The following is a 23,857-nucleotide window of genomic DNA, read 5'->3' as shown; positions in this document are numbered from 1 at the left end:
CCTTCGCCGGGGAAACAAGTGGAGGAACGCGACAGGCCCTACCCGCCCGTCTCCGCCGCCGGCACGATCCCGTCCCGCACCAGCGCGTGCAGCGCATCGATATGCCCTCCCTCTCGCGCCGCGGTCGCGTCCGACGTCATCGCCACCGTCAGGCGAAGATCGGGCAGGATGTAGAGCATCTGCCCGCCATAGCCCCAGGCGAAGCGCACCGGATGCCCGCGCATCTCGCCGACGAACCAGCCATAGCCATAGGCCTGGCCGCTCCACGGCGAGGTGGTGCGCGGCGTCCAGCTCGCCTCGATCCACGCGGCGGGCACCACCTGTCGGCCGTCGATGCGCCCGCCCAGCCGGTAGAGCTCGCCGAACCGCGTCAGCGCGCGCGGGCTCATCAGCATGTCGTTGCCGCCGAAGAAGATCCCCTGCGGATCGCGCGGCCAGGGCGGGATCGCGATGCCGAGCGGCTCGCCCAGCCACTCTCGCGCCAGCGTATGCGTACTCTTCCCCGACGCGCGCGTCAGGATCGCGGAGAGAAGATGCGTGCTCCCCGTCGAATAGAGCATCCGCCCGCCCGGCTCGTCGACGAACGGCCGCGACAGCGCAAAGCGGACCCAATTGGGGTTCGACACCCAGCGCCCGTAATTAGGGCCCGAGGTCCGCTCCAGCCCCGCCTGCATCGACAGGAGATTGCCGACCGTCACCCGCGCCAGCCGCGGATCGGGGTTGGCCGGCGCATCCGCGCGCAGCAGCGGCAGGATCGGCTGGTCCGCGCCCGTCAGCACGCCGCGCGCGATCGCGATGCCGACCAGCGCCGACATCACTGACTTCGACGCCGACTTGATGTTGACCGGCCGATCGAGCGGTGGGCCGCCGTTGAAGCGGTGCTCGGCCAGCACCTGTCCGTCGCGCAGCACGATTATCGACCGGATGCGCGGCAACCGCCCCGCCGCCTCGACCGTCCGCGCCAGCGTCGCGGCGTCCAGCCCGCGCGTAGGTGCGGCACGGGCGGGCTCGGCCTGTGCCGCCCGCCGCGGCTCGGCCTCGCACCCGCCTGCGGCAAACAATGCCGCAAGGGCAGCGACGCGAAACACCATCATCGCCGCTCAATGCGCGAGCGGCACGGGCGTATCCGTCAGCGCTTGAGCGCGTCCGGGCTGAGCGTCATGTCGTTGCCCCGCATCCGGCCGGTCGGTCCGCTCGTCGTCACCAGCTTCCACACTTGCGCCGGTTGCGGCAGCGCACTGAACGACGGATAGGTGGCGATCGTCCCGTCGACGTCCTCAGTCGTCACCGAAATCGCGGGTTTCCCGTTGCCGATGGCGATGGCCGGCGGGCTGACGTGGATGGCGCGACCGGCATCGGCCATCGCGATCGTGTACCGGTTCGCATCGGCATTCGCACGATAGACGCCATAGTCGCCCAGCGGCTCACCCTCCCGGCACCAGGTGGCAGGCGGGCCTTTCTCGACCTTCCCCTCCTTTGCGGCGATCCCGGGAAGCATCAGCGACAGCAGCATTGCGGCGCCGTCGGGCTTCACGACCTTCGCCTTGCCATAAGCGAGCGGTGCCGTGCACGGCCGAACGAGCGCGATCGGCGTGCCGGTTGCCTCGGTCGTCTTCGGCCAGCGCAGGCCCGAGACGAGCGCCATCAGCTTGGCATCCATCCTGTCGGCGGTCAGCGTTCGCGACGACATGCGCAGCTTGACGATCCAGTCACCGACCGGGATCAGCGCCACCGCAGTGCTGCGCAAGGCGCCGCCGGGGATCGAATAGACCTGACGAAGCGCATTCGGCGTGCCGCCACCCACGGCAAACGCGACCGGATCGGCGGTGGCGGGCGACGCGCCTCGCCCCGTCTTGCCGCCGTCGAGCGCCACCTGCGCGCGGTCGAACCAGAGCGCCACGTCGGGCACCGCCGGATGGAACAGGTAGAACGTCGCGAAGGTGCCGTCGGCATCCTCGCCGAACTGCGCGGTGACGTCGTGCTCGGTTTCGGTCGAGTCGGACAGCTTGGTGCGCTGGAATCCCGCGACCTGCGGCATCACGACCATGCCCGTCTGAGCGTGCTGCCACCCCTTGTCGGCCGGTACCGTCAGGTCGCGCGCCGCGGCCGGCGTCGCTGCCATCGCAAGCGCGGCGATGATCGTGCCCAATCTCATGCCCGTCCCCCCTTACCTGCGATCGTGATCGATCGAGGGGCGGGCGACAAGGCACTATTCGGCGCGGACCTCCAGCGCGCGGGCGAACACCGCCTCGAACATCGGCGCGGTCAGGCGACCGGTGTTCTGGTTGTAGCGCGAGCAGTGATAGCTATCGATCAGCACCTCGCCGCCGGGCATCCGGTGCTCGGCCAGATGGCCGAACTTGGCCTTGGGCAGCTTGCCGCCCAGCACCTTGACCGCCGACTGGTGCGCGATCTGGCCAAGCGCCACGAATACGCGCGGGCGCGGCAGCGCGGCGATCTGGCCCTCCAGGAACGGGCGACAGGTGCGGATCTCCTCGGGCGTCGGCTTGTTCTCGGGCGGCAGGCACTTGACCGCGTTGATGATGATCGCGCCGGTCAGGCGAAGGCTGTCGTCGGGCCGCGCCTCATACTCGCCCTCGGCCAAGCCGAACTTCTTGAGCGTATCGAACAGGAGGACGCCGGCATGGTCGCCGGTAAAGGGGCGCCCGGTGCGGTTGGCGCCGTGCTTGCCGGGGGCAAGGCCGACGATCGCCAGCCAGGCGTTCGGATCGCCGAACGCGTTGACGGGCGCGTTCCACCAGTCCGGATATTCGGTGCGGAGCGCCTCGCGGAACGCGACCAGGCGCGGGCAGTGCGGGCAGTCTCGGGGCGGCTCGCTTTCGGGAATGGGGCTTGGCGCGAACATCGCGGCGGCATAGGCGCCGGGCGATGGACCGCGCAACCTATCTGATCGCGCTGGGATCGAACCGGCCGGGCCGCGCGGGCGATCCGCGCGCGGTGCTGCGCGCGGCGTCGGCGCGGTTGCCGGGGCGGCTGGCGGCGCTGTCGCCGATCATCGCCAGCGCACCGATCGGCCCCTCGATCCGCCGCTATGCCAATGCCGCCGCGCTGATCGAGAGCGACCTGGCGCCGCCCGCGATGCTCGCCGCGCTCAAGGCGATCGAGCGCGCCGCCGGCCGCCGCCGCGGCCGCCGCTGGGGCGCGCGCGTCCTCGACCTCGACATCGTGCTCTGGTCCCGCGGCCGCTGGCATTCGCGCAATCTGACGATCCCGCACGTCGCCTTTCGCACGCGCGACTTCGTCCTCACCCCCGCTACGGCGATCGCGCCGGGGTGGCGCGATCCGGTCACCGGCATCACCCTCCGCCAGCTTCGCGCGCGGCTCGCCCGTCCCCGCCCGGTTGACCCGGCCCGCACCCGCCCCTAGGTGCGCCAAGTCGATGGTCGGGGTCCGTAGCTCAGTCGGTAGAGCAAGCGACTTTTAATCGAGAGGTCCCGGGTTCGAGCCCCGGCGGACCCACCACCCTCTCGTACAGTGCGTCCCCGGACGCCGCTCGCCTGATGCGACCCGCCACGACCGCGGTTCCCTGCGCCAACCACCGGCACATGCGCGAAAAGCATTGATGGGCTTCGAGGGCCGTATATGCCTCTGCCAACAGGGCGACGGGTCGTCGTTGCCTGGCGGTAGAGAGGTTCCGAACGTGTCGCAGCAAATGGATCGCAGGCTTTTCCTCGGCGCCAGTATCGCCGCGCTGACCGCAAGCACGCCGCTGCTTGCGCAATCCCGTCCCGCGCCCGCGGGGAAGGGCGACGCGGCGCTGCGCACGCTGATGGACGCGTTCTGGGACGAAGAGCTGTCGCTGATGCCGGAAACGGCGACGCAACTGGGGCTCGACACCGGGCGCCATGCGGATGCGCGGTCGCGGCTCAACGACTATTCCGCGGCCGGGCGCCTGCGCTGGATCGAGAGCCGCCGCGACCGGCTGAAGCGGATGGCGGCGATCCCGGAGGCCGATCTGTCGCCGGCGTGGCGCGTCAACCGGCAGGTCGTCGCTTATGCCTATGACCAGGCCGTCGACGGCGGCACCCGCTTCCGCTTCGGCGAGCCGGGCACCGGCTACGCGCCCTATTCACCCTATGTCGTCAGCCAGCTGACCGGCGCCTATGCGTCGGTGCCGGACTTCCTCGCCTCGGTGCATCCGGTCAAGAATGCGCAGGATGCCGAGGCCTATCTTCAGCGGCTGTCGGCGTTCGACGGTGCGCTCGACGCCAACAGCACGACGCTCCGCGCCGATGCCGCAGCCGGCGTCCTCGCGCCCGACTTCGCGGTCGACGCCGCGCTGGCGCAGTTGAAGGCGCTGCGCGGCTCGCCCGCCGCGTCGAACGGCCTCGTCACCGCCTTGGTCGAGAAAGCAAAGGCAGCGGGCATCGCCGGGGACTGGTCGGCGCGGGCGACGCGGATCGTCGAGCAGGAGGTCTATCCCGCGCTCGATCGCCAAATCGCTGCCCTCACCGCGCTCCGGCCCAAGGCAAAGGCCGAGCCCGGCATCTGGACGATCCCAGATGGCGACGCCTTCTATGCCGGCGCCCTCGCCTTTCAGACCACGACCACGCTCAGCCCCGACGAGGTCCATCGCCTCGGCCTCGAACAGGTCGCGGCGCTCGATGCGCAGCTCGACCCACTGCTGAGCGCCCAGGGGCTGACGCAGGGCAGCGTCGGCGCGCGGCTGACCGAATTGTCGCGGCGCCCGGACCAGCTCTATCCGAACACCGATGCGGGCCGGGCCGAGCTGCTCGCCGCGCTGGTCGAACAAGTGGCGGCGATCCGGCCCAAGATGCCGCAGGTCTTCGCCACGCTGCCCAAGTCGCCGGTCGAGATCGTCCGCGTGCCCCCGGAAATCCAGGACGGCGCGCCCAACGGCTATGCCACCAGCCCCGCGCTCGACGGATCGCGGCCGGGGCGTTTCTACATCAACCTCAAGGATACGGCGGAGTGGCCCAAGTTCACGCTGCCGTCGCTGACCTATCACGAGGCGCTGCCGGGTCACCAATGGGAGGGTGCGATCGCGCTGTCGTCGACCGACACGCCGATCCTGCGCCGCGCCGGCCTCTACTTCGCCGCTTACGGTGAGGGCTGGGCGCTCTATGCCGAGCAGCTTGCCGACGAGCTCGGCGCCTATGAGGGCGATCCGATCGGTCGCATCGGGTTCCTCCAGTCGCTCCAGTTCCGCGCGGTTCGGATGGTCGTCGACACCGGCATGCACGCCAAGCGGTGGAGCCGGGCCAAGGCGACCGACTATATGGTCGAGACGACCGGCTTCGCGCGCGGCCGGGCGCAGCGGGAGATCGACCGCTATGCCGTGTGGCCGGGCCAGGCGTGCAGCTACAAGGTCGGCCATACCGAATGGGTGCGCCTGCGCGATGCCGCGAAAGCGCGCGCCGGCGCGGCGTTCGACATCAAGCGGTTCCACGACGTCCTGCGCCAGGGATCGATGCCGATCACCGTACTGACGCAGCAGATCGAGGCGCTGTTCCCGGCAGGGTGAGACAGATCCGGCGGCGGGCGTTAAGGAACGTCCCCCGCCGATCTTCCTCCAGTTCTCGAGCGTGTTTCGATGTCCGATCGCCTGAAGGTGCTCTTTCAGTACATGCTGCCCAAGCAGCGCCTGACCCTGCTAGCCGGGCGGGTCGCCGGCGCACAGGGCGGCGGCGCAACGACGCGGCTGATCCGCTGGTTCGTCGGCCGCTACGGCGTCGACATGAGCGAGGCCGCCGATGCCGACATCGCCAGCTACAAGAGCTTCAACGACTTCTTCGCCCGGCCGCTGAGGGCGGGGCTCCGCCCGGTCGCCGCCGCCGATTTCGTCAGTCCCGTGGACGGCGCGATCAGCCAGTTCGGCGCCATCGACGATCATCACATGCTCCAGGCAAAGGGGCATCGTTTCACCACGACCGAGCTGGTCGGCGGCGACGCCGCGCTGGCCGCCCGCTTCCGCCACGGAAGCTTCGCCAACCTGTATCTCTCGCCCAGAGATTATCACCGCTTGCACATGCCCTGCGACGGCCGGCTGACGCGGATGATCTACGTGCCGGGTGCGCTCTTTTCGGTGAACCCGGTGACGGCGCGCGGCGTGCCGAACCTGTTCGCGCGCAACGAGCGCGTGGTGTGCGTCTTCGACTCGGCCGAGCATGGGCCGTTCGTGATGGTGCTGGTCGGCGCGACCATCGTCGGCAGCATGGCGACGGTCTGGCACGGCGTCGTCAATCCGAAGCGGACCGGGCGGCCGTCCGAATGGCGCTATGACGACCAGGACATCGTGCTGAAGAAGGGCGAGGAAATGGGCCGCTTCCTTCTCGGCTCGACGATCGTCATGCTGTTCCAGCAGGGCGCGATCGCGTTCAACGACGATTGGGTGCCGGAGCGGCAGGTCCGCTTGGGCGAGCGCATGGGCGAGCGCCCCGCCTGAGCGCGCGAGACCGCGAAGGTGTGAAAACCACGATCCGCGCTTTACATCTTTATTTATTATTCAATGAGTGTCTATTCAGCCGCTCCTGATCTGTCGCATGCAGGGGAGTGGCCGACGTGACGCAAAATCGTTCGGAACCGGCGCAACTTACGTCCGCTCACCTCTCAAAATGGCGGCTGAAAGACTTCGCGCCCGGCGAAGGCGATCCCGCCAGCGCATGCCGCGGTGCCGGCGGCGGCTGGATCGCGGCGACCGCGCCCGGCGACACCTATCTGGCGCTGATCGAGGCCGGACGGCTCGCCCACCCCTTTGCCGGGCGCGAAGAGGCGGCGGCGGCGTGGGTCCGCGACCGCGAATGGTGGTGGCACACCCGTTTCGACCTAACCGAGGCGGCGCCGTCGGAGATGGTTGAGCTGGTGTTCGACGGCCTCGATACCTTTGCCGACATCTGGCTCGATGGGCACTTGCTCGGCCGCGCCGACAACATGTTCCGCAGCTGGCGCTTCGACCTGTCCGGCGTCGCGCCGGGATGCCGCGATCTCGCCGTCCGGTTCCACCCGCCGTCGATCATGACCGGCGACCGCCCGCTTCCCAACTGGAGCGTCGCCACCGACCGTATCTCTCGCACGCGGCGCACGGCGATGCGCAAGGCGCAGTTCGGCTGGGGCTGGGACTGGGGGCCGGACCTGCCCACTGTCGGCATCTGGAAATCCGTTCGGATAGAGCGGCGTCGATCGGCGGTGGTGCGCAGCGTCAACTTCTCGACGCTCACGATCGACCACGGCACCGCGCAGGTGGCGATCGACATCGACCTCTCGGAACCGGCAGACGCCACGGTCGAGCTCCTTTCCCCCGACGGCGAACGCGTCTGGCAGGGGCATCGCCGCGGCTCGGGCCGCATCGAGGCGGCGATCGCGGATGCCCGCCTGTGGTGGAGCGCGGACCTGGGCGAGCAGCCGCTCTACACGCTGGTCGTCCGGATCGCGGGCGCGCCGGACTATTCGCGGCAGGTCGGCATCCGCACGATCGCGATCGACCAGTCGCCCGACCCGGACGAACCCGGCACGACGTTCTTCCGCTTCGTGCTGAACGGCGTGCCGATCTTCGCCAAGGGCGTGAACTGGGTGCCGGCCAACTCGTTCGTCGGCGCGGTGCCCGACGCCACCTACCGCGACCTTCTCGCCCGCGCGGCGTCGGCCAACATGAACATGGTCCGCGTCTGGGGCGGCGGCATCTACGAACCCGACCTGTTCTACGACGAGTGCGACCGGCTCGGCTTGCTGGTGTGGCAGGACTTCATGTTCGCGAACGGGCCGGATCCCGATGACGATCCGGCGTTCCTGGACAATATCCGCGCCGAGGTGCGCGAGCAGGTCGCGCGCCTCCGGCATCATGCCTGCCTCGCCCTGTGGTGCGGCAACAACGAAAGCCACGGCATCCACTGGCTGCAAGCGGCGCTGACCGGCGTGGCGGAGCGGCATGCGGGGCTCACCATCTATGACGAGATCATCCCGGCCGCTCTCGACGAGCTCGATCCCGCGACGCCATGGTGGCCGAGCAGCCCCTGGGGCGGTCCCTCGCCCAACAGCATGCGCGGCGGCGACGTGCACAACTGGACCGTCTGGCACGGCTTCCCGCCGGTTCCCGATGTCGAGCTGGACGGTGGCTACCTGTCGGCGCCGGAGGGCGTCGCCTTCACCCGCTATCAGGAGGACATGGCGCGCTTCGTCAGCGAGTTCGGGCTCCAGGCGGCGCCCACGCTCGCCACGCTCGAGCGGTGGATGGCGCCCGACGATTTGGCGCTGAAGAGCCCCGGCTTCCTCGACCGCATCAAGGATGTCGCGGACAAGGCGGCGGCGATGATGGCGACCGTCACCGGCCCGCCAGAAACGCTCGCCGACTATGTCGATTTCACCATGGTAGCCCAGGCGGAGGGGCTGAAGTTCGGCATCGAGCATTACCGCCGGCGCAAGCCGCATTGCTCGGGCGCGCTGATCTGGCAGCATAATGATTGCTGGCCGTGCGTCAGCTGGAGCCTGATCGATCATGACGGCGTGGCAAAGGCGGGCTGGTACGCGGTGCGCCGCGCATTCGCGCCGGTGCTCGCCTCGTTCAGGCGCGTGGGGGACGGGGTCGAACTCTGGGTGACCAACGACACGCTGGCGCCGGTGCATGACGCGGCGATCGTCAGCCTGGCGTCCTTTGCCGGTGAGATCGCATGGCAGGCCGAGGTCGCGATCGAGGTTCCGGCCAATGCCAGTCGGTGCGTCTGGCGCGGGGTCGCCGCGGACGCCGACGACCAGGTGCTCATGGTGCGGAGCGCCGCCGATGCCTTCCCCGCCAACCGCCTGCTGCTGGCGCCGGTGAAGGACCTGGCGCTCGCCCCCGACGCCGGGATCAATACCGTGTGCGAACCCGTGGCGGCGGGACTGCGCGTCACGGTTTCGGCGACGCGCTATGCACTGACGGTGAACCTGTGCTCGGACGACCCGCGCCTGCGGTTCAGCGACGGTCATTTCGACCTGGCGGCCGGCGAGACACGAACCGTGATCGTCAGCCATGTCGATGACGGCGCGGTGCGAGCGGAGCACGTCACGCTGTCGTCTTGGAACGATCGCTCCCCGCGACCGCTTGCCGGTTGACGAAGGCAATCCTTGAAGAGGGTCGCGCGCATCGGCACAAGGCGGCGCTGAGCATGCGTCGCGGCGATGCCATCCTCGCGGCGACCATTTGGGAACGGGCATGACGACCAGGGCAAAGCCGCGCCGCACCAAGGCCGAACAGCGCGAGGAAACGCTCGGCCAGATCCTCGACGCGGCGGAATATCTGTTCGGGCTTCGCGGCCTCTACGGCGTCACGCTCAAGGACGTCGCGGTCCAGGCCGCCGTCCACACCTCGCTGCTCCACTATTACTTCGCCGACAAGAAGGCGATGTTCGACGCCGTGTTCGCCCGCCGCGCGGGCGTCACCGCCGAACGCCGCTCGGTCGCGCTCGATCAGTATATGGCGGGGCTGAGCGGCCCGCCCACGGTCGAGGGCGTGCTGCGCGCCTATCTCGATACCGATCTCGACCTCTACATGACCGGCGGCGACGGGTGGCGCAATTACGCGGCGCTGGGCGCTCAGGTGGCAATGGCACCCGAATGGGGTGCCAAGCTGTTCGACACGCACTTCGACCCGGTCGTCCTCAAGATGATCGGCCTGCTCAGGCAGGCGCTGCCCGACTGTCCGGAGGAGGACATCTTCTGGGGCTATCATTTCGTCACCGGCGTGCTGGTGCAGACGCTGGCGCGCACCGGGCGCATCGATGTGCTGTCGAACGGCCTGTGCCGATCGGACGATTTCGACGCGATCAAGGCGCGGATGGCCCGCTTCCTGGCGTTCGGGTTCGAAGGGATCTGCGCCGATCGCGCGGCCGAACGGGCGAAACGCAGCGCCGCCGACTAGGCGATCAGGAAAAAAGAGGCACCGGCGCGGATCCAGGACGCCGGTGCCCGATACGGCGAGGCCGGTCGGCCCCGCCGCCCCCTTTTCGGTTCAGAACGAGATGCTGGCGCGGATGCCATATTGGCGCGGCGGGCCGGCAAGTCGCTTGGTGCCGTTGATCGCGCCGACATAATGCTGGTCGGTCAGGTTGGTCGAATAGGCGCCGATGGTCCACTTGCCCGTCGTGAGCGTAAGCTGCGCGTTGACGATGTTGCGGGCGGGCAGCCGGTCGCCCAGCGCTGCGTTCTGGAACAAGGTCGCCCACACCGCGCCGGTCTGCGAATAGTCGACGCGCGGTGTCAGCGTCGCGTCGCCGCTGAGCGGGATGGCATATTGCGCACCAGCGCTCAGCGTCAGTTCGGGAGCATAGGGCTGATCCCGCCCGCCGATCGCGATACAGCGCGCCGTCGCCGGCCCGGTTTCGGGATTGCACACCGCCGCCGCCGCGCCGAGCCGTGCGTCCGCGGCAAAGAAGGTGCCGAGCTCCGATCGCGCGATGCCCGTCGCGAAGTCGAAGCTGAACGCGTCGAAGCTCCCCTGCATGGAGAATTCGAGGCCATAGAGCTTGGTTTTGCCGGTCACGTTCAACACCGACGAGAACAGCGGCGATCGCGGATCGACGATGCTGACCTGAAAGTTGCGATAGACGTTGTAATAGCCGCCAAGCTGGGTGCGCAGGCGGCCGTCCATGAACGTCCCCTTCCATCCAAGCTCGTAGTCGGTCACGTCCTCCGCCTCGAACGTCGCGGGCGGGACGGCGAACAGATTGGGCCCGTTGAGGCCGCCCGCCTTCGATCCCGTCGCGACGAAGGCATAGAGGAAATGGTTGGCGTCGATCGTCCAGTTGACCGCCGCCTTGCCGTTCACGCGCTTGTCCGCCGTGAAATCGTCCTGCGTCAGCACGAGCGTCGGGATTTGCGGCGTGCGCGCGGTGGCGCGATTGGCCGACGTGGTCCGCGACCAGCGCGCGCCGAGCGTGACCTGCAGCCCCTCGCTCAGTTCGTAGCCGACTTGGCCGAACGCGGCGAGCGCGGTCTTGGGGTTGGTGCCCGTGGTGCTCACGTCGATGTTGAGCGGCACGAAGGTGTTGGGCGTCACGTCGTCGATCAGGCCGCCTTCGGGGATGTAGATCTGGTCGTGCTGCCAGAAACCGCCGAGCACCCAGGTGAAGGGCCCGGTGTCGGGCGAGACGATGTTGAATTCCTGCGACCAGATCTCCTCGGTGATCTTGTTGCTGCCCTGCCTCGCGGGCGCCGTCGGCGTGCCGGGGGTCGCGGTCTGGTCGTTGTCGGTGCTGACCTGGGTCGTGCCGCGCTGGAACCCGGTGATCGAGCGCAGGATCAGGCCGCTGTCGAAGGTGTAGGAGATGTTGCCGACGATCCGGCCGAACTCGTCACGTCCCGCCAGGAATGCGTCATGCTCGACCAGCAGCGGGTCGGCGGTGTTGCGCACCGGGTTGGTCGCCGGCCCGAAATAGGCGCGGCTGCCCGGAATGCCGCCATATTCGAGATTGTTGTAGTCGCCCTTCAGCAGCACGCGCAGGTTGGCGCTCGGCTGCCACAACAGGCTCGCGCGGCCGCTATAGTCGCGCCGGTCGCCGGGATTGCCCGTCCAGGGGCCGGTCACGGTGAAGAAGGTGTCGCGCCGGTCCATGTTGCCCGCGACGCGCAGCGCCAGCGTCTCGCTGATCGGCAGGTTGACCGCGCCCTGCACCTTGATGTTGTCGTAGTTCCCGTATTGGGCAAGCGCATAGCCGTTGACGCTGTTCAGGTCCGGGTTCTTCTCGGTGATGAAGACTGCGCCGCCCGTCGCGTTGCTGCCGGCAAACGTGCCCTGCGGCCCGCGCAGCACCTCGATGCTGGCGATGTCGTAATAGGGTTCAGCCTGGAAATAGCCCGGCAGCGTCGCGACGCCGTCGCGGTACGTCACCACGCCGACGCTGATCGCGCTGCCCGGCTCGCCCTTGCCGATACCGCGAATGTTGAAGTTGTTGCCCTGTCCGGTGGTGTTCACGGTCAGAGAGGGCGATGCGAACTGGAGCTGCTCGACGGTGTTGATGCTCTTGCGGACCAGATCCTCGCCGCTCAGCACGGTCGCGGCGACGCCGGTGCGCTGAAGGCTGGTGCTGCGCCGCTCGGCGGTGACGACGATCTCGTCGTTCGCGGCGGGCAAGTCGGTCCCCTGTGCGGCGGCGGCAGGATCGGTGGTCTGCCCCGCGGACTGCGCGGCGGCAGCGCCCGAGCAGAGAAACGCGACGGCCGAAACGGACACCCAGCAAAATGCCTTCATGATACCCCTCCAGATGCGGCGCATTCTTTGAGATGCGCTTCGTTCAATTCACCGTACGCGGATCAGATCATGCGTTCATTTAATAGTAAATAAAGATTATTAAGTGCCATCGGCGTACAGCCGGCGCAGCTGCTGCTTGTCGATCTTGCCCGTCATCGCGACGGGCATGCGGTCGATGCGGACGATCGCGTCGGGCATCCACCATCGCGGGATGCGGCCGTTCAGCGCCGACCGGATATCGGCATCGCTGGCCGCATTCTCGCTCGTTTCCAGGACGACGATCGGTCGCTCGCTCCATCGCGGATGGCTGCGCCCGATCACGGCGACCAGCGACACGCCGGGCAAGTCGCCGACGATCGCCTCGATCTCGCCGGGATTGATCCACTCGCCGCCGGACTTGATGAGGTCCTTGGCGCGGCCGGTGATCGACAGGTTCCCCCCGGCATCGATCGTCGCCAGGTCGCCGGTGTCGAACCAGCCGTCCGCATCGGTGGCGGCGTCGGGGTGCCCGAAATAGCGGTGGATCGTGCTCGCGCCCCTCACCTGAAGGCGCCCCTCCCCGCCATGCTGATCGGCGAGCGGCGTGCCCTCGCCATCGACCAAGCGAAGGTCGACGCTGACCGGCGGCCGACCCGCCGTGCTCGCCCGGCCAGGCGAGCCGGGCGCGGTCACCGTGCCGAGCGGCGACAACTCGGTCATCCCCCAGCTCGTTTGCACGTTGACGCCCAGCCGCGCCTCGATCCGGTCGATCAGCGCCTGTGGCACGCCCGACCCGCCCAGGATCACGCGGCGAAGCGACGGCAGCACGATCCCGGTCGCCTCCAGATGCTCGATCAGGCCGAGCCACACGGTCGGCACGCCGACGGCCAGCGTCACGCCCTCGTCGCGGATCAGCTCGGCCAGGCTCGCGCCATCATTGTGGCGGCAGGGAAAGACGATCTTGGCGCCGGTGGCGGGCGCCGCCAGCGGCAGCCCCCAGCCATTGGCGTGGAACATCGGCACCGCCGCCAGGATCACGTCGTCGGCGCCGATGCCGAGCACGTCGCGTTGCAGCAGCGCCAGCGTGACCAGATAGTTGCAGCGGTGGGTATACGGCACGCCCTTCGGCGCGCCGGTCGTCCCCGACGTAAAGCACAGGGCGGCCTCGTCCGCTTCCGACACGCCGCGCCAGTCGGTTACGGCGCCATGCGTCTCCAGCAGGCGCGGCAGCGTCCAGACCGGCACCTCGCCCACGGCGGGCAGCGGCTGATCGGTCGCATCCGGCTCGTCGAGCACGACGACGGCGGTCAGGCCGGGACAGCGCGGCACGATCTGTTCGGCCAGCGCCGTGAGGTCGGGGCTGATCATCAGCAGCCGATTGTCGGCCTGTTTTACCATATCGGCGATCTGGTCCGCGTTCAGCCGCGGGTTCAGCGTGTGGCAGCTGACGCCGATGCCGAACGCCGCATACCAGCCTTCCATGTGGCTCTGGCTGTTCCAGGCGAGCGTCGCGATCCGCTGCCCGCGCCGGATGCCGAGCGCGTGGAGCGCACCCGACAGACGCTGGCTGCGCTCGCACAGCGCCGCATAGCCGATCCGCTGCGGTGACGTCCCCGCACCGCCGCCGGTCACGACCTGTCCGGCCGGGTGCCATTTGGCGGCATGGCGGATGAACTTGTCCAGCGTGAGCTCGTACGGGCGATCGGCGGCGGCCCTCGGTGCATCGCTGCGCCCGCCCTCCATCTGCTCTCTCGCCATGTGGAAGCTCCCCCGGATCTCGTCCTTGTTTGCCTGAAGATGACGTGCGCAAACGGTCTTCGTCAATCTTTATTTATTTTCTAGTGAACGTCTGTGCGGTTTGGTATGTAGGTCGGCGACGCGGCGATCACGACCGCGCGGGAGAGTGAGATGAGCGGGCAGACCAGCCATTGCCGCACGTGCGTCCGGCACCCCGGCATCCGGAAGCAGCAAAGGCTCGTCGAGGTCTTCCCGCCGCGCCAGCGCAATCACCTCGACCTCTGAAACCAGCGTGCCGCGGCGGCGCCATGCTGCCATGGCCTCACCTGAAAGCGGGAACCATCGTGCTCCAGAGAACCGAAGCCGCCGACCCGTCCGTTCCGATGTCGCCGCCAGAGGCGCACCGGCCGACCCGGTGGGGCATGATCCTGATGCTCACGCTGACGATGTTCATCGCGTTGACGGTGGGGGGGCTCGGCGCGCCGCTGCTCGAGCCGATCAAGTCGGAACTCGGGATGACCGATCTCCAGATCGGCCTGCTCGGCGGCTTTGCCGCGCTCATCCCGACGCTGTTGCTGTCGCTGCCGGTCGCCTATCTGGTGGATCACGGCACGCGCGTTCGGATCCTGGCGGTGCTCGCCGCCGTCTGGGCGTCGGGCACGATCGGCATGGCGTTCGTGACCGACTTCGCGACGCTGTTCATCGCCAAGCTGGTCAGCGGCATCGGCGGCGCGACCGCGGGACCGGTGCTGATCTCGCTGATGGCGGACGTCACCGCGCCCGAAAAGCGCGGGCGCTCGATGCTGCTGATCTCGGTCGGCGCCTGGGCCGGGGTCGCCGCCGCCTTTGCCGTCGGGGGCAGCCTGTACGGCTTCTTCGACAAGAACCCCGGCAGCGGCCTGCTCGGGCTCTCCGCCTGGCGTGAGGTGCATCTGCTCGCCGGTCTGGTCGCGCTCGCGGCCGGCCTGCCCTATCTCATCTTCCGCGAGCCGCCACGGTACGAGGTCGAGCGGACCGAACCCTCGGTTCGCGAATCGCTCTCCACCTTGTGGCAGCGACGCGGCTTTCTGGGGCCGATGCTGGTGGCACAGCTCACCGGCGGCCTGGCGGAGGGTGCGGCCGGGATCTGGATGGGCGCGATCCTGGTGCGGCAATATGGCCTGGCGCCCGGCGACTTCGGCGTCTGGATCGGCGGGATCATCGTCGCGTCGGGGCTGGCCGGGTCGATCATCGGCGGCTTCGCCTCGGACGCGGCGCGCAAGCTCAGGATGCGCGGCGGCGTCCTGCTGCCCGCCTTCATCGCCACCGCGCTGACCGTGCCGGCGGGCGCCTTCTCGATCATGCCGACCGCGTCCGGCTTCGGCTGGATGCTGTTCGCGCTCCTGACCGGCGGCAGCCTGGTGACGCTCGTCTGCTCGTCGGCGATCGCGCTGCTGATCCCCAACGAGGATCGCGCGCTGACGCTGGCGGGCATGGGCATGATCAGCAAGGTCGCGATGACGGGCATCGCCCCCGCGGCGATCGGATGGGTCGCCAGCAACAGCGAGGGTACCTTTGGCCTAGGCCAATCGATCGCGGTGCTGGGTGTCGTTACCGGCGCGATCTCGACGATCGGCTTCTGGTACGCGATGCGCAACGCGCCGATCGAGGTGGCGCGCGATCCGGGGGCGAAGATGATCCCGGCCGATGCCTGAACCCCTCGCCGTACCGGCAGCGACGCTCACCGCCGCGGGCGGAACCGGCGTAGACCCCGGCGCTTCACACCGCTCACGCGTTTGATCGGAATCAGGTCCATCGTGCCCAACCGCTTCTTCGAACGTGCCGCGCTCGGCCTCGTCCTCGCCTTGGCGATCGGCCTAGCCGTCGTTGCGATCTGCAACACCGTCGCGGCGATGGCGACCGGCATGCCGCTGACGACCGGGTGGGGCGACCAGAGCGTCATCCAGATCATCCTGGCCGGCCTGCCCTATCTCGTGCTCGCCGCGGTCGGCATCCGGGCGCGCCGCGCGTGGATCACCGCGCTGGCGCTGACGGCGGCGTTCTGGGGCTTCTACCTCTGGGATCTCACGGTCACTGATGCGCCGGACGCGAACATCGGCCTGGGCATCATGATGATGGCCTCGCCGGTCGCGATCATCGCTGGCGCGCTGCTGGCGTCCGCGGCGGGGCGTCGGTCGCGCTAGACGCCCAGCCCGCCCGCCACCAGCAGCGTCTGCCCGCTGACATAATCGCTGTCGGGCGAGCAGAAGAACCAGACCGGCCCGGCCGCCTCCTCCGGCGTTCCCGCACGCCCGAGCGGGATCTGCGCCGTCACGGCGTCACGAAAGCTGTCGGGCACGCCGAAACGGATCGCCTCCCCCTCGATCTCTGCAATTGTGTCAGGGTGGCCGCTCGGCAGGTTGAGCCGCGTCTCGATGAACCCGAACGCGACGCAGTTCACGCAGACCTTCAACCGGCCCCATTCCTTTGCCAGCGTCTTGGTCATGCCAACCACCGCGGCCTTCGCGGCGGCATAGTTGATCTGCCCGGCATTGCCGTTCACGCCCGAGATCGAGGAGATGTTGACGACCTTGCGGATCACCTCCCGCCCCTCGGCCGCTTCCGCCTTGGCCAGCGCGCGCCACGGCTCGGCGGCAGCGCGCAGGATGCGGAACGGCGCCGTGACGTGGACGTCGAGCATGGCCTGGAACTGCGCGTCGCTCTGCTTCTGGATCACGCCATCGCGGGTGTAGCCGGCATTGTTGACGATAATGTCGAGCGACCCGAAGGCGTCGATCGCGGCCGCAACGACCCGGTCGCCAAAATCCGGTGCTGTCACGTTGCCGTTGCAGGCGATCGCGCTGCCACCGCCCGCGCGGATCTTGTCCACGACCGCCTGTGCCGGCGCTTGATCCAGATCGTTGACCACGACCGACGCGCCCTCCGAGGCAAGCCTCACCGCGACCGCGCGGCCGATCCCGCGGCCCGATCCGGTGACGATCGCGACCTTGCCGACCAAAGCCTGCATCACGCCCGCCCGTACAGCGTGACGACGCACGCACCGCCCAGGCCGAGATTGTGCTGGAGTCCGAAGCGCATCCCCTCGACCTGCCGAGCGCCTGCCGTGCCGCGCAGCTGGTGCGTCAGTTCATAGCATTGCGCGAGGCCCGTCGCGCCGAGCGGATGCCCCTTGGACAGCAAGCCACCTGACGGATTGGTGACATGATCGCCGCCATAGCTGTTGCGGCCATCGCGGATATAGGCTTCCGCCCCGCCCTCCGGACAAAGCCCGAGCGCTTCATAGCTGATGAGCTCGTTCGCGGTGAAGCAGTCGTGCAGCTCGATCGCCTGAATGTCATCCGGGCCGATACCGGCACGCTCGTACACCATGCGCGCCGCTTCCCGCGTCATCTCGTACCCGACCGCGCTCATCATCGACGCGCCCTCGAACGTCGCGGCATAGTCGGTGGTCATCGCCTGCGCGGCGATCTCGATGCCGGCGTCCAGGCCATGCCTCGCGGCAAAGGCGGGCGACACGAGCAGTGCCGCCGCCGCCCCGCATGTCGGCGGGCACGCCTGAAAGCGCGTGAGCGGGCCATAGAGATGCCTGGAGGTCATCACTTCCTCCAGCGTCAGCGGCGCGCGGAGCAGCGCCATCGGGTTGTGCGCCGCGTGCGCCCGCGCCTTGACCGAAATTAGCCCGAACACCTCGTCGGGCGTGCCATAGCGCTGCTGATAGTCCAGCCCCGCGCCGCCGAACTGCTGCGCGACCAGCGGCGAGGTGTCGTCCTGTCCCTGGATGCGCGCCTGAAGCGACAGATGATGGTCGAGCGTTCGCTTGCGATCGTTGAACACCGCGCCCAGCGCCCCCGGCAGCATCTGCTCGAACCCGAAGGCGAGCACGCAATCGGCCATCCCGCTCTCGATCGCCGCGCGGGCCAGCCACAACGCGGTCGATCCGGTCGAGCAGTTGTTGTTGACGTTGACGATCGGGATGCCGGTGCAGCCGACGCGATAGGCGGCCGACTGGCCCGCGGTGGAATCGGCATAGACATAGCCGGCATAGGCCTGCTGCACCTTGTCATAGCCGATCCCGGCATCGTCCAGCGCGAGCCGGATCGCCTTCTCGGCCATCACGTCCCAATCCTCGCTCTGCCCGGGCTTGGCGAACGGGATCATGCCGACCCCGGCGATGCGCGCGCGAACCGTCACTTCGCCCCCTGCGCATCGACGCGTTCGATGAAATCGATGAAGGCGGCGGTCGATGCCTCGTTCTGCGCGACCAGGTAATTGTGGCCCGCGTCGGCGAACTCGACATATTCGCTGCCGGGCAGCATCGCGTGCGTGCGGCGCCCCTGTTCGACCGGGACGGCTTCGTCGCGATCGCCGTGGAGGATCAGCACCGGCATGGTCAGCCGCTCGACCGCGCGCTTCTCCGTCGTCGAATAATTGGCGATCGCCTTGGATTGCGCGCGGACGCCGCGCATCGTGAAGCGGTCGTTGGCGACGACCTCGATGTCGTGCAGCGCCGCCTCGCGCGGGACGCTCGACCCGTATTTCTCCGGCGAGCTGCCGCGCTTCATCAGCCATTTCGCCACGAACAGCGGCAGGCGATAGACCAGCGCGCGTGCGCCGCCGTACGTCGTCTTTTCGGTCTTGATGAGCGTGCAGCCGAGCGTCGCCGACAGCGTATGCTCGGGATACGCCATCGCGAACTCGGCCGCGATGCCGCCGCCCATCGACACGCCATAGACATGCGCCTTGTCGACGCCGGCGGCCTTCATCACCGCCAGTGCATCGGCGGCATATTGCTCGATCGTCGTCGGCGAGGTGGTGTCGCTTCGGCCCGACCCGCGATTGTCGAACCAGATCGCGCGGTGGTTGCGCGTCAGCGCCGGCAGCAGCGGGTACCACAAGGCCGAGCTGTAGACGTGCCCCATGATGAGCAGCACCGGCGAGCCCTCGCCCTTCGAATCCCAATGCAGGTTCGCGCCGTCATGGCTGACTGTCGGCATGGCCATCCTCTCCCGCCGGTCGATCCCGGTCCGCCGACACAACACCATCCAGAGCATGTGTCAATCTTGATTTGTGAATCAATTAAGTTATGGCGCTCTTTGAAGCGACGGGGAACGGACCGCGCGATCGAGGAGAGCGGGATGTCGCCGTCAACCAACCAAGCCATGATCCGCGACTGGCGCGTTCGTGATTTCGACGCCGGCAAGGGATTGGACGCAGGCGCAACTCGCGGGACCGGCGAGGGCTGGCTCGACATCCAGGCACCTGGCGACCTCTATCTCGCGCTCGTCAGCGCGGGACGGCTGGAGCACCCCTATCGCGGGCGCAACGAAGCCGCTGCCGCCTGGGTCCGCTCGCGCGAATGGTGGTGGCATGGCGAGATCACGCTGCCCGACGCGGCAGCAAGCGGGCCGGCGGAACTGGTGTGCGAAGGGCTCGACACCTTCGCCGACATCTATCTCGACGGCGTGCTGATCGGCCAAGCGGACAACATGTTTCGCAGCTGGCGGTTCGACCTTCCCGCCGAAGCGTCCGGCGCACACGATCTCGCCATCTGCTTCCACCCGACCTACGACCGCGTCGCCGACCAGTCGCTGCACCTGTTCAGCGCCTTTACCAATCGCGTCAGCCTCTCGCGTCGAACGCTGATCCGCAAGGCGCAATTCGGCTGGGGCTGGGACTGGGGCCCCGACCTGCCGACCGTCGGCATCTGGGCGCCCGTATCCATCCAGCCACGCAGCAAGGCGCAGATCCGCTCGGTCAATTTCACCACGCGCGAGATCGCGGGATCGACAGCCTCGATCGAGCTGGACGTCGATCTGGTCGACGATGATGGCGCTTCGGTCGATGTCGAGCTGCTCGATCCGCAGGGCGCATCCGTCGCGACCGCCACCCGCCGGGGCGCGGGCGCGATCGACCTGAGCGTGCCGGACGCGCAGCTGTGGTGGACCGCCGATCTCGGCGACCAGCCGCTCTACACGTTGGTGATCCGTACCCCGGGCGCGGCGGAGCACCGCCAGCAGGTCGGCATCCGCACTGTCGCGGTCGATCAATCGCCCGACCCGGACGAGCCCGGCACGACCTTCTTCCGCTTCGTCCTCAACGGCGTCCCGATCTTCGCCAAAGGCGCCAACTGGATCCCGGCCAGTTCGTTCGTCGCCGAGGTGCCGGCGGAGCGCTATCGCGACCTCCTGACCCGTGCGGTCGAGGGCAACATGAACATGATGCGCGTCTGGGGCGGCGGCATCTATGAGCGCGACGTCTTCTACGACGAATGCGACCGGCTCGGCCTGCTCGTCTGGCAGGACTTCATGTTCGCCTGCGCGCCTTATCCCGAAGCCGAGGCGTTCCTCGACAATGTCCGCGCGGAGGCGACCGAGCAGGTCCGGCGGCTTCGCCATCGCGCGTGCCTCGCCCTCTGGTGCGGGAACAACGAGAATCAGGGGATCCAGCACTTCGTCGACCATGCCAATGGCCGGGCAGAGCCGCTGATCGGCCTGGTGATCTACGACGACCTCCTCCCCGGCCTGCTCCGAACGCTCGACCCCCAGCGCCCATATTGGCCGAGCAGCCCATGGGGCGGCCCGTCGCCCAACAGCATGCGCGGCGGCGACGAGCACAACTGGACCGTGTGGCACGGCACGCCGCCCATCCCCGACGCCGATGTCGTCGGCGAATTCGAAACCTCGCCGGAGGGCGTCGCCTATACCCGCTACGAAGAGGACATGGCGCGCTTCGTCAGCGAATTCGGCCTTCAAAGCGCCCCCGACATCGCCACGCTCAGGCGCTGGATGGCACCCGAGGATCTGAAGCTCGGCAGCGACGGCTTCCTCGAACGGATCAAGGACAAGACGGACAAGGCCACCGCCATGATGCTGCCGATCACCGGCGCGCCGGCGACGATCGAGCAGTTCGTCGACTTCACCATGCTATCGCAAGCCGAGGGACTGAAGTTCGGCATCGAGCATTTCCGCCGCCGCAAGCCGCATTGCTCGGGCGCGCTGATCTGGCAGCACAACGACTGCTGGCCGTGCGTCAGCTGGAGCCTGATCGACTATGACGGTGTGGCAAAGGCAAGCTGGTATGCCGTGCGCCGCGCCTTTGCGCCGGTGCTCGCATCGTTCCGTCGGGTCGGCGACGCGGTCGAATTGTGGATCACCAACGACACGCTCGCGCCGATCGACGGCAGCGCCGCCGTGGCGCTGGCCCGCCTGGAAGGGGCTAGCGACTGGCAGCGCGACGTCGCCTTCCACGTCCCGGCGAACGGCAGCGCCTGCGTGTGGCGCGAGGCTGTCGCACCGGCGAACGAACGAGTCCTCACTGTCCGCAGCGCGTCCGGCCTGTTCCCCGACAATCGCCTGCTGCTGGCAGCGGTCAAGGACCTGGCATTGGCGCTGGATCCCGGCCTGTCGGTCGAGCTTGGCACCGCGGACGACGGCCTGCCTCTGACGATCGCCAGCGACCATTATGCGCTCGCCGTCCGGATCCGCTCCGACGATCCGGAGCTACGCTTCGACGAAAATCATTTCGACCTCGCGGCCGGCGAACGACGCCAGGTCATGGTCACGCGTGTCGATGGCGGACCGGTCAATCCGAAGACGATCGAGGTCTCGTGCTTCAACGCCAGAATGGGATAGTTTACATCGCCCGTCGACCCGCCCGCCAACCGCTTCGCAGCTGCAAAACAGACTTGTGACTTTATAACATCGCGCTACACAGGCGCATCTTCGAGTCCCGGGATGCGTCCATGTCGCTACGTTCGTTGCTGTGCCTTTCCACCATCCTCGCCGCCGCGCCCGCCTGGGCCGAGGAGGTGCCCAACCCTCCGCCCGCCACCACGGCTGAATCAGAGGCACCGCCACAGCGCGGCGACCATCAGGGCGAGCGGACCGACATCATCGTCACCGCGCCGTTCGAGCGCACCCAGGCCGACATCCTGTCCGGCACGTCGGTGCTGACGGGCGAGGCGCTGACCCGCGACCTGCGCCCTTCGATCGGCGACACGCTCGCCCGGCTGCCGGGCGTCAGCGCGACCTCGTTCGGGCCGACCGCATCGCGGCCGATCCTGCGCGGCTTCTCGGGCGACCGCATTCGCGTCCTGACCGACGGCATCGGCTCGATCGACGCCTCCACCACCTCGGTCGATCATGCGCCCGTCATCAATCCGCTGACCGCGGACCGGATCGAGGTGCTGCGCGGCCCCTCCGCGCTCCTGTTCGGCTCGTCGGCGATCGGCGGCGTCGTCAACGTCATCGACAACCGGATCCCGCGTCGGATGCCCGAGGAGGCGGTGCATGTCGACGTAATCGGCAACTATGCGACCGCCGGCAAGGAGCGGTCGGTCGCGGGCGAGCTCGACGTGCCGATCGCGGGCAAGCTCGTCGCGCATGTCGACGGCAGCTATCTGCGCACCGACGACCTGCGCACCGGCGGCTATCTGCTCAGCCCGCAGCTTCGCGCGATCGCGGCCACCAGCGACGAGGAAGAGGTTCGCGAGAATGCGACGCTGCGCGGCCGCCTTCCCAACACCGCTGCCGAGACGTGGGAAGTCGCGGGCGGCCTCTCGCTCGTCACCGATCGCGGCCATCTCGGCTTCTCGGTCAGCCGCTACGAGAGCCTCTACGGCGTTCCCGCGCGGCTCGAGTTCCAGCATGAGGAAGGCGACGACCACGATCACGGCGACCACGACCACGACCACGACCACGATCATGAGGGCGAGGAAGGTCACGGCCACGGCCACGAGAATGTCCGCCTGAACCTCAAGCAGACGCGCTTCGACGTGCGCGGCGAGGTCGAGACCGACGGCTTCCTCGACCGGATCCGTCTCCGCCTCGCCGCCGCCGACTATCGCCATGACGAGATCGAGGAAACGGGCGAGATCGGCACCAGCTTCTTCAACCAGGGTTACGAGGGCCGGCTCGAGCTCGTCCAGCGCGCGCAGGGCGGCTGGCGCGGCGCGTCGGGCGCACAGCTTTTCATCCGCGACTTCGACGTCGTCGGCGAAGAGAAGTTCGTGCCGCGCAACACCACCGAGCAGTTCGGCCTGTTCACGCTCCAGAGCCTCGACCTCGGCAAGCTGCGGCTGGAGGGCGGTGCGCGATACGAGCGGACGGCCCTGACCGCACAGGCGGACGCCGACCTCGGGACGCCGCGGTTCGAGCGCGACTTCGATGCGTTCTCGGGCTCGCTCGGCGCCAGCTACCAGCTGGCCGACGGCCTGCGCTTCGGTCTCAACGCCTCACGCACCGAGCGTGCGCCGTCGGCCGAGGAGCTGTTCGCCGCCGGGCCGCACGCCGGCACGCAATCCTATGAGGTCGGCGACCCCGACTTCACCAAGGAGAAGAGCTGGGGCCTGGAAGCGACGCTGCGCGGCTCGATCCCCGGCGTCACCTTTGCGCTCGCCGGCTTCTACAACTGGTTCGACGACTATATCTATCAGTCGCCGACTGGCCAGGAGATCGACGAGCTCCCGGTCTTCCAGTACGCGCAGGCCGATGCCCGCGTCTGGGGCTTCGAGGCGGAAGCGCGCGCCAATGTCGCGACGGTCGGCGCGACCACGGTCAGCGTCGACGCGCTCGCCGACTATGTCCGCACGACCATCACCAGCGTCGGCCCCGCCCCGCGCATCCCGCCGCTCCGCATGCTTGGCGGGATCGAGGCGAATGGCGACCGGCTGACCGGCCGGGTCGAGGTCGAGCATGTGTTCGAGCAAGACCGCGTGGCCGATTTCGAGCTGCCGACCAACGGCTTCACGATGGTCAACGCCTCCATCGGGCTGAAGCCGTTCGGCCGCGGCAACGCGACCAGCCTGACCCTGTCGGCGAACAACATCTTCGACGTCGAGGCGCGCCGGCACGCCAGCTTCCTCAAGGACTTCGCGCCGCTTGCGGGCCGCGACATCCGCGCGACGATCCGCTTCCAGATCTGACCGGCCAAAGGGGGCCG

The 23,857-nt window shown here is 68.5% G+C and carries 18 protein-coding genes and 1 tRNA gene; 10 read left to right on the top strand and 9 right to left on the bottom strand.

Annotated elements, in window-relative coordinates; genetic code table 11:
• Positions 1-38: 38 nt before the first annotated feature.
• The 3 genes from RS883_RS02580 to RS883_RS02570 are packed head-to-tail and all read right to left on the bottom strand — an operon-like array spanning position 39 to position 2,866.
• Complete coding sequence (locus tag RS883_RS02580) at positions 39-1,094, bottom strand: serine hydrolase (RefSeq protein WP_315762352.1); 1,056 nt, start codon at positions 1,092-1,094, stop codon at positions 39-41.
• Positions 1,095-1,129: 35 nt separating this feature from the next.
• Positions 1,130-2,155 (bottom strand): hypothetical protein, encoded by a 1,026-nt coding sequence (locus RS883_RS02575; RefSeq protein ID WP_315762350.1) that lies wholly within the window; start codon positions 2,153-2,155, stop codon positions 1,130-1,132.
• 54 nt (positions 2,156-2,209) lie between these two features.
• Positions 2,210-2,866 carry a uracil-DNA glycosylase gene (locus RS883_RS02570; RefSeq protein WP_315764931.1) on the bottom strand — a complete coding sequence of 219 codons (657 nt, stop codon included), beginning with the start codon at positions 2,864-2,866 and terminating at the stop codon, positions 2,210-2,212.
• Between the two features lie 23 nt (positions 2,867-2,889).
• Between RS883_RS02570 and folK the strand changes: the two genes are divergently transcribed.
• The 6 genes from folK (at position 2,890) to RS883_RS02540 (ending at position 9,874) form a co-directional block, all read left to right on the top strand.
• On the top strand, positions 2,890-3,387 hold the full coding sequence (folK, locus tag RS883_RS02565) for a 2-amino-4-hydroxy-6-hydroxymethyldihydropteridine diphosphokinase (protein WP_315762348.1): 498 nt from the start codon (positions 2,890-2,892) through the stop codon (positions 3,385-3,387).
• A 20-nt stretch (positions 3,388-3,407) separates the two neighbouring features.
• Positions 3,408-3,483 (top strand) — tRNA-Lys (locus tag RS883_RS02560).
• Positions 3,484-3,673: 190 nt separating this feature from the next.
• Positions 3,674-5,506 (top strand): DUF885 domain-containing protein, encoded by a 1,833-nt coding sequence (locus RS883_RS02555; RefSeq protein WP_315762346.1) that lies wholly within the window; start codon positions 3,674-3,676, stop codon positions 5,504-5,506.
• Positions 5,507-5,575: 69 nt separating this feature from the next.
• Entirely contained in the window at positions 5,576-6,427 is an 852-nt protein-coding gene (gene asd, locus RS883_RS02550; protein WP_315762344.1) for an archaetidylserine decarboxylase, read from the top strand.
• Between the two features lie 116 nt (positions 6,428-6,543).
• Positions 6,544-9,069, top strand: coding sequence for a beta-mannosidase (locus RS883_RS02545; RefSeq protein ID WP_315762342.1), 2,526 nt, complete (start codon positions 6,544-6,546; stop codon positions 9,067-9,069).
• Positions 9,070-9,169: 100 nt separating this feature from the next.
• Positions 9,170-9,874: a TetR/AcrR family transcriptional regulator gene (locus RS883_RS02540; protein ID WP_315762340.1), complete on the top strand. Its 705-nt coding sequence runs from the start codon at positions 9,170-9,172 to the stop codon at positions 9,872-9,874.
• Between the two features lie 90 nt (positions 9,875-9,964).
• Here RS883_RS02540 and RS883_RS02535 read toward each other — a convergent pair whose 3' ends face one another.
• The 3 genes from RS883_RS02535 to RS883_RS02525 all read right to left on the bottom strand — a co-directional run bounded on the left by RS883_RS02535 (position 9,965) and on the right by RS883_RS02525 (position 14,236).
• Complete coding sequence (locus RS883_RS02535; RefSeq protein ID WP_315762338.1) at positions 9,965-12,202, bottom strand: TonB-dependent receptor; 2,238 nt, start codon at positions 12,200-12,202, stop codon at positions 9,965-9,967.
• Between the two features lie 99 nt (positions 12,203-12,301).
• Positions 12,302-13,939, bottom strand: a complete 1,638-nt coding sequence (locus RS883_RS02530) for an AMP-binding protein (RefSeq protein WP_315762336.1) — start codon at positions 13,937-13,939, stop codon at positions 12,302-12,304.
• 69 nt (positions 13,940-14,008) lie between these two features.
• Positions 14,009-14,236 (bottom strand): hypothetical protein, encoded by a 228-nt coding sequence (locus tag RS883_RS02525; RefSeq protein WP_315762334.1) that lies wholly within the window; start codon positions 14,234-14,236, stop codon positions 14,009-14,011.
• Between the two features lie 104 nt (positions 14,237-14,340).
• Between RS883_RS02525 and RS883_RS02520 the strand changes: the two genes are divergently transcribed.
• On the top strand, positions 14,341-15,612 hold the full coding sequence (locus tag RS883_RS02520; RefSeq protein ID WP_315762332.1) for an MFS transporter: 1,272 nt from the start codon (positions 14,341-14,343) through the stop codon (positions 15,610-15,612).
• Positions 15,613-15,714: 102 nt separating this feature from the next.
• Complete coding sequence (locus RS883_RS02515; protein ID WP_315762330.1) at positions 15,715-16,101, top strand: hypothetical protein; 387 nt, start codon at positions 15,715-15,717, stop codon at positions 16,099-16,101.
• Here the strand turns inward: RS883_RS02515 and RS883_RS02510 are convergent.
• The 3 genes from RS883_RS02510 to RS883_RS02500 are packed head-to-tail and all read right to left on the bottom strand — an operon-like array spanning position 16,098 to position 18,918.
• On the bottom strand, positions 16,098-16,925 hold the full coding sequence (locus RS883_RS02510) for an SDR family NAD(P)-dependent oxidoreductase (protein ID WP_315762328.1): 828 nt from the start codon (positions 16,923-16,925) through the stop codon (positions 16,098-16,100). The genes RS883_RS02515 and RS883_RS02510 overlap by 4 nt on opposite strands.
• The gene (locus RS883_RS02505; protein ID WP_315762327.1) at positions 16,925-18,109 is read right to left on the bottom strand and encodes a lipid-transfer protein; all 1,185 of its coding nucleotides are present in this window, start codon (positions 18,107-18,109) and stop codon (positions 16,925-16,927) included. Before RS883_RS02505 ends, RS883_RS02510 begins: the two co-directional genes overlap by 1 nt.
• Complete coding sequence (locus RS883_RS02500) at positions 18,106-18,918, bottom strand: alpha/beta hydrolase (protein ID WP_315762325.1); 813 nt, start codon at positions 18,916-18,918, stop codon at positions 18,106-18,108. Before RS883_RS02500 ends, RS883_RS02505 begins: the two co-directional genes overlap by 4 nt.
• A 135-nt stretch (positions 18,919-19,053) precedes the next feature.
• Here RS883_RS02500 and RS883_RS02495 point away from each other — a divergent pair, with 135 nt between their 5' ends.
• The gene (locus tag RS883_RS02495) at positions 19,054-21,549 is read left to right on the top strand and encodes a beta-mannosidase (protein WP_315762323.1); all 2,496 of its coding nucleotides are present in this window, start codon (positions 19,054-19,056) and stop codon (positions 21,547-21,549) included.
• A 110-nt stretch (positions 21,550-21,659) separates the two neighbouring features.
• Positions 21,660-23,840 carry a TonB-dependent receptor gene (locus tag RS883_RS02490; RefSeq protein WP_315762321.1) on the top strand — a complete coding sequence of 727 codons (2,181 nt, stop codon included), beginning with the start codon at positions 21,660-21,662 and terminating at the stop codon, positions 23,838-23,840.
• Positions 23,841-23,857: the final 17 nt, after the last annotated feature.

The organism is Sphingomonas sp. Y38-1Y, from assembly GCF_032391395.1.
In the GTDB taxonomy this organism is placed as follows: domain Bacteria; phylum Pseudomonadota; class Alphaproteobacteria; order Sphingomonadales; family Sphingomonadaceae; genus Sphingomonas.
The sequence above is the reverse complement of the archived record's forward strand: the minus strand, read 5'-3'. Positions and strand labels throughout refer to the sequence as shown.